At 66.2% G+C, this 9,159-nt stretch carries 7 protein-coding genes and 1 pseudogene; 2 read left to right on the top strand and 6 right to left on the bottom strand.

The annotated features are described in order from the left end of the window. Nucleotides 1-148: 148 nt before the first annotated feature. On the bottom strand, nt 149-490 hold the full coding sequence (locus ACFVZH_RS39390) for a GNAT family N-acetyltransferase (protein WP_384905344.1): 342 nt from the start codon (nt 488-490) through the stop codon (nt 149-151). Nucleotides 491-1,226: 736 nt separating this feature from the next. Between ACFVZH_RS39390 and ACFVZH_RS39385 the strand changes: the two genes are divergently transcribed. Together ACFVZH_RS39385 and ACFVZH_RS39380 are read left to right on the top strand one after the other, a co-directional pair. Continuing rightward, nucleotides 1,227-1,430, top strand: coding sequence for a transposase (locus ACFVZH_RS39385; protein WP_384905342.1), 204 nt, complete (start codon nt 1,227-1,229; stop codon nt 1,428-1,430). Nucleotides 1,431-1,539: 109 nt separating this feature from the next. Beyond that, nucleotides 1,540-1,911 (top strand): transposase, encoded by a 372-nt coding sequence (locus ACFVZH_RS39380; protein WP_384905340.1) that lies wholly within the window; start codon nt 1,540-1,542, stop codon nt 1,909-1,911. Here ACFVZH_RS39380 and ACFVZH_RS39375 read toward each other — a convergent pair. The 5 genes and pseudogenes from ACFVZH_RS39375 to ACFVZH_RS39355 all read right to left on the bottom strand — a co-directional run bounded on the left by ACFVZH_RS39375 (nt 1,875) and on the right by ACFVZH_RS39355 (nt 8,748). After that, nucleotides 1,875-2,930, bottom strand: a pseudogene (locus ACFVZH_RS39375) (IS256 family transposase). The gene ACFVZH_RS39380 and the pseudogene ACFVZH_RS39375 sit on opposite strands and share 37 nt — an antisense overlap. 315 nt (nt 2,931-3,245) lie before the next feature. After that, nucleotides 3,246-5,747: a hypothetical protein gene (locus tag ACFVZH_RS39370; protein WP_384905338.1), complete on the bottom strand. Its 2,502-nt coding sequence runs from the start codon at nt 5,745-5,747 to the stop codon at nt 3,246-3,248. Nucleotides 5,748-6,234: 487 nt separating this feature from the next. After that, nucleotides 6,235-6,672: a hypothetical protein gene (locus tag ACFVZH_RS39365; protein ID WP_384905336.1), complete on the bottom strand. Its 438-nt coding sequence runs from the start codon at nt 6,670-6,672 to the stop codon at nt 6,235-6,237. Nucleotides 6,673-7,132: 460 nt separating this feature from the next. Next, on the bottom strand, nt 7,133-7,918 hold the full coding sequence (locus ACFVZH_RS39360) for a hypothetical protein (protein ID WP_384905334.1): 786 nt from the start codon (nt 7,916-7,918) through the stop codon (nt 7,133-7,135). After that, nucleotides 7,918-8,748: a ParA family protein gene (locus tag ACFVZH_RS39355; protein ID WP_384905332.1), complete on the bottom strand. Its 831-nt coding sequence runs from the start codon at nt 8,746-8,748 to the stop codon at nt 7,918-7,920. Before ACFVZH_RS39355 ends, ACFVZH_RS39360 begins: the two co-directional genes overlap by 1 nt. Nucleotides 8,749-9,159: the final 411 nt, after the last annotated feature.

Below are 9,159 nucleotides of genomic sequence, written 5' to 3'. Positions count from 1 at the left end.
TCTACCGCCTCGCCTATCTGGGCCTCGGCCACGTTCTCACTGGTCATCGATGCATCCTCCATGATCGGGAGTTACACCGAACGATTTACAGTCCCCGGCAGTCGCACCCGATGTGACAAGGCGGCGCGGCAGTTGCTGCACTGTCGGGTCAGGGGCGGCGACGGTAGACGGTGAGGGTGTCGAGAAGAAGGAAGCCCGCGCCCGCCAGGAGGCGGGCAGCAGCGGTGTCGCCCTTGGGGATAACAGCGGTGACGTGGCCGGCACCGTTGATATGGGCGTGGTGGAGGCACTGGGCCAGCAGGTGGCTGCCGATGCCGCGGCGCCGCTGCCCGGACTGGACCGTCAGCTGCGACAGCACGGCCATGCCCGCGGTGGCCGATGCGGGGGCGAGCAGGGTCGCGCTCGCGAGGGGCTGGCCGTCGGTGTCGGTAAGTTCGAGGCGCCATCCAGCGGGTTTGGTCAGGACGGTGATGTCCGCGAGCGGGTACACCGGCGGCGGTCAGGGCGCTGGCCAGGTCTCTCAGGAAGTACCGCTGCACGGCAGTCTGGATGAAGCCGGCGGCGGGTCAGGGCACGTGCGGTGACGGGACGGCGCCCAGTAGGCAGGCCCGGGATACCGGGCGCGGTGGCCGGGCCGGTGCACGCATACAGCTCCCGGTCGCCCAGCCGTGCCCGAGCCAGCGCAATCAGCGCGACGATCACCTCGAAATCCTCTCGGCCATGCAGCCACACGACCAGACCCGCTCCGTCCGCAGCCCTCACCTGGCAGCGCACGACCCCCGCAACTTCGCCATGCGGGTCGCACACCACGAGCGTTTCCACCCCCTACAGGCTTTCCTCGGCAGGTGTGAGCAGCTCATGTGCCGGCTGCCAGCCGGGCAGCCATTCCCTATCGATCAGCCCCAGCACCGCCGGCTCGTCGCCTGGCGCCAAACAGCCCCGCCAGGAACCGGTCAGAAGCCGTTGCCGTACTGATCGTGACGAACATCGATTCGACTGGGGCGACTCGGTCGGGTGATCTCCGGCGGGGTGCGCGCATGAGGGCAGGGCCTCCTGTCCAGCTCGGAGTTTTCGAAGCAACGAGCTGCCAGGAGGCCCTTGTGCTGCAGTCTTGCCTTGTCGTGCCCGCGCCGTCCAACTCGGCTGCCCGGTCGTGTGACTGCCTCGCGCACCGGTTCGGGAACGCAGGCGATCGCGCGGACCGCGTACCGCGGTATCCGTCGGACATGTCGAACGCGGAATGGGCAGTGGGCCGTGACGCGCTGCCGGTTCCGGCGTGGCTGGAGGGCCGAGGAGGACAGCCGGAGGGCTGCTGCCACCGCCAGATGCATGACGCGGTGCGGTGCCTGGTCGACAACGGCATCAAGTGGCGCGCCATGCCGGTCGACTTCCCCGCGTGGGACCGTGTCTGCGCCTTCGCGCATCGTTAGGGCGCGAGCGGTCTGCTCGTGGAAATGCACGACCGGCTGCGCGGGGCGGGTCCGTAAGAACGCGGGCCGGAATCCGGAGCCGACCGCGGGGATCATCGACTCGCAGTCGGTGCGGGCCGCCGCCACAGTGCCGGCCGCCTCACGCGGCTACGACGTAGGCAAGAAGGTGCCGGGACGTAAACGCCACATCGTGGTGGACTGTCTCGGCCTGCTCCTCGCGGCGATGGTCACGACCGCGAGTGTCCAGGACCGGCATGCGGCCGTGCCGCTGCTGCGGGCCATGCGTGACCGCTACAGGAAGATCACTCTGCTGTGGGCCGACGGCGGCTACACGGGCGCCCTGGTCCACACCACCAACACCACCAAAAAAACCAAACACCTGGGACACACCCACCACCAGCCACCTGGGAGCAATAGTCAAGACTTGTGGATCAGTTGGGTGGTTCATGCTGCGAGGGTCTTGTCTCGTTCGACGAGGTGACCGTTTTCGAAGCGGGCGCCGGCTCGGACGAGGGCGACGAGGTGGGGTGCGGTGACCGCTCGCCAGCGGGCCTGGGCGGACTGGCCGAGCTTGAAGACCATGGCCAGGGCGGCGGGCGGACTGCCAGCACCGCGGGTGACCTTGGTCCGCAGCTTCACCGTGCTGAAGGTCGACTCGATCGGGTTCGTGGTCCGTAGATGAATCCAGTGCTCGGCGGGCAGCAGGGAAGTCGTAGAACGCCAGCAGCTCTTCGACCTCGCCGGTGATCTTCGCCGTGGCCCTGGGCCACTTCGCCCCGTACGTCTTCTCGAACGCGGTGACCGACCTTCTCGGCGTGCGCACGGTCCTCGGCGTTGCAGATCTCCTGCAGAGCCTTCCTCGCGCCCGCCTGGGCGGACTTCGGCAGCGCGTTCATGACATTGCGGGGTTTTGTGAACCCAGCAGCTCTGGTGCCTGGCCTGCGGAAACACCTCCGCCAGGGCCCGCCACAGGCCCATCGCGCCGTCGCCGACCACGAGCATCGGGTCCCGCATCCCACGCCGGCGACGGTCCCGCAGCAGGTCGGCCCAGGAATAGGTGGAGTCCCTCAGTCCCTCGGCGATCGCAATCAGTTCTTTGGAGCCGTCGACGCGGACGCCCAAGTCCCCGCAGGACAGGCCGTGGAGGTAGAGCAGCAGCAGGACCTCGCTGATCTTCGGGGACTTCCGGCACCACGGCGCGAGGATCTTCGAGGAGAACCTTGAGCGCTCACCGGTCTCGGCGTCGAAGCGCTTGTCGTTCACGCGCGGGGCGGCCACCTCGACCGGTCCGGCGGCCGTGGTCACCGTCCGGGGCCGGTGGAGGCCGTTGCGGACCACCAGCCGACGGCCCCGTTCGTCGCGCTGGCCAACGAGCTCGGCTATGTACTGGTCGACCTCGGCCTCCACGACGGCCAGCATCCGCCTCGCATTCTCCCTGACGATCTCATCGATCAGGGAACCAGTCTCGGTGGTGCCGTCTTCGTTGACTACGCTGAGCACGGGCGTGCCTTCCCGACCCGCGCTGAGAACGCGGGCCTACTCGGTGACCTTGAGTCGATCACCGGGAAGGTACGCCATCCGCATCTCACGAGGCATCCCGCCCCGGGCCGATCCACAGGTTCTGAGCATTGCTCCCAGACTACGGCGTCGAAGCGGCGCTACGCGGGCAGCACCCTAACCTCACCGGCAAATGATCTTGTCCGTGGGCTTCCGCCCACGACCAGCGTGAGCACCCCGAGCACCGGTCACGCCAGCCCTTTGACCAGCAACTTCAAGTTGGCGAAGGCTCACTGCTGCCCATCACCCATTCGGCCGTCAGGTAGTTGGGCAGGCATGGATCCCAACACGGTCTTTGAAGCGATCAACGGTGTCCCGGCTCCCCGGGAGGAGGCCGTCGTCGCTGTGCCGATGAACGTGAAGAACGCGTCGACCGTCCGCCGACTCCGGCGCCGCACTGTCGATCCCGGGGACAGGCGTACCCATCAGGGCACGCAATCTGTTCACCTCGACCGAGACCGGGTGCGGCTCCACCTCCTGCCGCGCCGCCTGGGAACGCTCTGCGCGAAACGAGTCGACCTGTAGGTCCAACAGGTGCTGCGCGGTCCGCCAACGGGCCGTCTCCGCCGCCATATCGGCGGCTTCCTGCGCCTCCTCGACGCTGTCGAACAGGTGAGCCCTCCGCAGCTCAGCGGCATGAACGCGCTCCCGCTCCTCCTCGGCCTTCGGCCCCCGCGCAAGGAATCGAAGCGCCGACTCCCTGACCGCATGGGCCTGAGACTCCGCAGCCAGCCGCGCGGCCACCGCGACCATCTCCGGGAACACCTCCCCGGCCTTGAGGAGCTCAGCCACGGCATGCGACACCGCATCCCGAACGGCCCGTTCGGCCCGTTCGGCCCGTTCGGTCAGCCCAGCGGAGTACGCAGCGTCCCGCCCAAGCCCCCAGACCGCGACCTTCGTGTCGACGGCCTCGGCCACCTTCTCTTCCACCCGCTGGTCTTCCCGGCACCCACTACACAAACCCGCAGAATCCGGCCTGCCGCACCCCGCACAGGGCATCGCCCGCCGAGCCGTCTCCCGAGCATCCAACTCGGCCCGTCGCACCGCAACCACAGCCTCACGCCTCTGGCGCTCAACCACGGCCTCCTCGTGCCGGATCACAGTCCTCGTGGCCTCCTCGCGCCACACCGCACGCAGCTGATCCTCGAACTGCCCTTGCGAGTAGACCCGCCCGCCCATGGAGCTGGTCACCTTCCCGATGGCCACGCCACGAAGGGCCCTGGCGTCCAACGAGGCGAACTGGCAGGCAGGACAGCCAGCGCGGGTATCCATGCGCACCCTGTCATCGCACCTGAGGTCCGGGCACACCGACCGACGAGCAAGCCCGCGGCCCATCAGCCACCCGACCGGATCGATGATCGGCACCGATCCCTGCTCCCGGAGCCGGCGCTTCAGCCGCTCTCTCAGAATCCGTTCCGCGTCCACCTCGGGCCCGCAAGCAGCCAGGATTTCCCGAAGACGCCCTTGCACCGCCTTCGTCACCAGCGTTCGGGTCGACCGTCGCTCGAGCCGACCCCACACCATCGCCACCGGCTCGAGGACCGGCTCCAGGCGCACTGGAAGCTGTGCCCACACCCTCGGCGGGCCCCCGGTCACAGCGAGCCAAGCCTGCAACGTGACCTGCGAGGCCAGTCTCCCCCCCGCCCCTGCAGCCAGGACCTCACCAGGGTTCTCCCCGCGAAGCGGGCCTCCGAGGCTCCCACCGGGCCGGTCCCCGGACCGCATCCGATCCGAATCCTCATGCCCATACGCGCGTTCCGGCAGACCACGGGACCCCAATGCGGCTTCGCCGGAGGAACACCCCATCGAACCCGCAGAACTCCCAAGTAACTCAACCACCGGTGGGTGGGTGGCGTGGAACAGTGCAGGACCAATCGAGCCACCGGAACCCTCCGCACCCTCTGCAACCTGCATAAACGACTTTGAACCAGAACTCTGATCCCTAAATGCATCCTCGGCATCGACCAACGCGTCATCGAAACTCGGCTGCTCCCAGCCGTCGCCGGACAACGGGATGTTTTCGCTGGCTTCCCCCGCGCCGTGCGAGCATCGCGCACACGAAGACGACTCGCCGTCAGGTCGGCTGCCCTGGTCCCTCGTCAGCTTCACAGCGGAAGATGCGAGCGCACCCCGACAACGCGTGAAGGCCGCAGCGACAGCGGGAACGGAGAGACGGTCACCACCTTCACCGCAGTCCACAAGGCCAGCACCCTGCAGTCGCGACACCACGGCGGCACCAACCGACACGCAACGGTCCATAAGGCGTGCCACTGTGGCGTCCGCCCTGCCGAAGCCCTCGGCCACCCGCCCCGGAGCCATCCTCATGCGACCGTCGCGACGAGCGTTGAGCACCAGCCCCATCATCGCCAGCCGGTCCGTCGCGGCTCCCTTGCCACGCTGGCCAGCCATGAACCCCGGCGGCGTTTCCGGCTTCTCCTTCGGCTTCCAGCCAGGGCAGAACACGGCCTCGCACAGACGGAGGAGGGTCGCCAGATCGCGCTGGTTCAGCATCGCCAAGGGATGAGCGACCGCCGCAGCTCGCGCGTCCCGCAGGGGCAGGAGCTCCAACTCCGTGGCCACGGGATGTCCCTGACTGTTGCGGAGCGTCCTGTACCCGAACGCTGACGAAGCCCTCAGCTCCGAACTGACGACGCGAGCAACCGTGGACAGCCCACACCCGAGCCACCCACTCAGATCCCGGTGCTTCATCCGCACCTTCGCCGACGACGGCGAGCTCTTGGCGAGCACAACGACCGCCACGAGGAGCACCCAGTCGGACGCGCCATCAAGTCGCGGGTCCCGCAACAGCGAGCGAAGGGCTGAGCTCAAAGCCGTTCGCATGCCCGGCAAGAGCTGGAGAGGCTCGTCGAACGTGGGCAGAGTATTGCCGTTCGACGAGTGGGCCCCAGAAGTAAGAGGCTTCTGGGACGGGTTTGAAGCGCTGTTCTGCGCAGGGGCCGACGCTCGGTGAGCGTCTTGAGGCAACACTAAGCCAGCCCTATGACCGGTAGCTATGATCTGCTCCTGTCGAGGAGGTGTGAGGGGAACCCCGCATCACCAGCTGGTGCCGCCTGGGGAGGTAGAGACCTGGCTAGGTGATGGCGTTCAGTCATTCGTGCGGGGGCAGACGTACCTCCTCAACGCCGATACAGAGCTGGCCTGGGATCAAGCGATCCCAGGCCAGGTGGTGCTGGCCCACGGTCCGAGGCCGTTGGCTAGCAGGATGCGATCGTTAGATTCGACATGGTCAGGCGGCGCCAGCGACCGAGGGAGCGTCCTCGGCGTGGAGAGCCTCCAGTGTTTCCTCAGCCCAGCGCCCCAGCGGGAGGTACACGTAGGGGGTTCCCTCTTCCGCGAGTCTGACGACTTCGATGAGGTGGGAGCTCCGGCGCTCGGTAAGGACAACTCCGGCGGGGTGGACTACAAGGCCAGTGTCCTTGGGGACGGACTCCAAGTTGAGGCGTGACTGTTCGATGGCGAGGGACTCCCAGAGGCGTAGCCGCTGGCGGGTGTTCCGCGCGATGTTCTCGCCGGGCCAGCTGATTCGGCGCAACGCGTCGAAGGTGCGCAGCGGGAGTGCGTCGCTGGCCGTGAGGATCTCCGTCAGGAGAACCTTTCGATCGCGCGCCTCATAGGCGACCTTCGGAACGACATTGGCCAACGAGGCCAGGGCTGCCAGCTTCACCAGGCGTCCTTTCGTATCAGCATTGTGGAAGCAGTCTACCGCTCAATGCTCCCAGAAACTTCCTGTCAGAAGTTCCTGGGTGTGTCGGAGGCTCCGTGACCGGCCCTCGAAATGACGGCAATCTCCCGAGAAGTGGCTGTTCTTCAGGTCGAGCCGGTGTTCCTCCGGCCGGAGTTCGCCCCCGGGTTTGGGGCTTCAACATTCCTGACAGGAACCCAGCATGCGGGCGGGCGTACGCCCGGGGCCGTCGCCGGACAGCCCTGAGGGCGCGCTGGCGTTCGTTCAGCCGCCCATTCAGCGTTGCAGCACGCCGTGCAGTTCCACATACTGTCGGCGTTGCAGATGCCGTTGGGTGTCGCGTTGCATGTTGCGTTGCAAGAAGAGGCGATGCTGGGAGTTGCGAAAGAGGGTGGAGCCACGGTTTGTGGATCCACCCTCTGACGAGCCTGAAGTCTGGCCGCTACGAGTTGCGTCGGCCTGGTGGAGGAAGCGTGCCGCCCTCGTCCAGCATGTCGAGGAAGCGCTCAAGAACCGCAGAAAATAGGTAGACCACCTGGCCGCGCTTCGAGGCAGCAGTGAGCTCCATGTCTAGCGTGCTTGAGGTGTCCCAAACAGGCTTGCTAACAAGGTAGTTGGAAGGCCGCCCTTGCTCTGTGTAGGCGTCCCGCTCCGTGAGCCAGCCACGAATGAGAGCGAGCTGTCCCTTGACGCTCTTTGGGCACACGGTCAGCATCGCGGCGTTGACATAGTGCCCCTGCGCGAGGCGGCGGTTGCCTGACGACCGCTTGTCCGCTTCGAGACGCTTGGCCAGCCGCTCCTTTACATCCGGGACGAGACGGAAGCCCCAGCTCTGCCAGGTGTTCGAGTTCAATCTGTTGTCGACGAAGCTCGCCTGAAGAGAGCGCTGAGCTTGAGCTGGGCCTTCCTCCTGCGGTTCGGCTTGGACCGCCGGCTCGGGCTGGACCACGGTGGGTTCGGCCTGGACTACGGGTTCGGGACGTGCCAAGGGGATGTTGGCCGTGCCAGTGGCAGTACCGTCCTGAACCGGATCCAGTGGCTGAGTTTGAGCAAGCTGCTGAAGCAAGGCAGCTGTAGAGTCCTGCCCGGCGTTGATGTGGCTGCCGCGAATAGCGTCCTGCATGGATGCCCGAAGAACGTCACTCTGGGCTGCGGTCGAGTTGGACCGTCGGTTTGGTCGGCGCCCCTCCCCCCTGCTGCGGGAGTTGCTCTTGTCGCTGGTTGCCATCAGATCGCCGCCTGCTTGATCCGGTCAAACATCTCAGTGGCTAGCTCAAGGTACTGCTTACTGGGCGCCTGGTTGGGGTGAAGAATGACAGCGGGTCGCCCCTCATCAAACGCGGAGGAGATCAGCCCGTTACGTCGGATCTCGGCCTGGAAGGCCATCAGGCCCAGCTCCTCGAGTCGACTGTCGACTCGGTCATCCTCTGAGGTGCGCTTCGACGGAGGGTTGGCCTTGTTGATGACGGTGCCGAGGAAGCGAGGATTCGCCATGAGGTCTGTGCGCTGGGACGTGGCCTCGGTGAGTCCCTTGACCACAGCCACGCCAGGAACCGTGGCGTAGAGGGGCTCGCTGACCGCGATGACAAAGTCGGCCGCAGAAAGTGCTGCTGCCGCGAGGGCACTCACGCTCGGAGGGGTGTCGAGCAGGATGATGTCGTACTTGTCTTCGATTTCGTTGAGTACCTGACGCAGTACCAAGGTGGTTTCGAAGTCACCGCCTGCGATCTTTCGTTCAGCATCCACCGTTGTGTTCTGGACACCGCCGAGCAGGTCGAGACGGCCCGTGCCATCGAAGCCCAACAGGAGCTCGTCGCGGTTGTAGATCATGGGCCCGAGGGGGAGCTCCATGGAGTTGAGGCGCGCGTAGAGGGCGAAGCCCACCGAGCGGTTGGGCTGGGGAACGATGCCGTACGACACGCCCGCCTGAGCTTGCGGATCGAGGTCAACCACGAGTACACGTAGCCCGTTCAGCGCAAAGGCTCCGCCGAGGTTGACCGTTGTCGTGGTCTTGCCAGGCCCTCCCTTCTGACTGGCCACAGCAATCTTCAGAGCCACAACGCATCCGTCCTCTCAACCGAGCCTGTCAGGAGGTGTCCTGCAGGTAGTGGAGGCGCCAACGAGACGAGTCCCGACGCCATCCAAGCTGCCTAGACCGACAAGAAGCGGTCCTTGCGTGTGAGGCGGAGACGAGTCCCGAGGCCCTCCGAATTCCTGACAGGCTAGCAGGGGTGCCTAGCGGCCCTACGAGGACACGCGGAGTTCGGCTTAATGTCCGACTTTCTGTGCTTTGGCTGCAGGTGGCATCGTCCTGTCAGTGAATCCGTGCGTCCAACGGAGTGAACGAATGTGTGGCTGTCGTCTGAGTGTCGCGCTGAACCGCCCCGGCGTGTCCGGGGACTCAGTTTGTTGGATGAGCGACCCGGACGGGGGCGCGGTGGTGATCGTAGTGGGTTTGTTCGGCCTCGG

It is taken from the genome of Streptomyces sp. NPDC059534 (assembly GCF_042743475.1).
In the GTDB taxonomy this organism is placed as follows: Bacteria; Actinomycetota; Actinomycetes; order Streptomycetales; family Streptomycetaceae; genus Streptomyces.
The sequence above is the reverse complement of the archived record's forward strand: the minus strand, read 5'-3'. Positions and strand labels throughout refer to the sequence as shown.

Bases quoted from the DNA above. Each gene is read 5' to 3' on its own strand.
- ACFVZH_RS39385 (WP_384905342.1), top strand. From the start codon at position 1,227: ATGTCGAACGCGGAATGGGCAGTGGGCCGTGACGCGCTGCCGGTTCCG.
- ACFVZH_RS39360 (WP_384905334.1), bottom strand. From the start codon at position 7,918: ATGGCAACCAGCGACAAGAGCAACTCCCGCAGCAGGGGGGAGGGGCGC.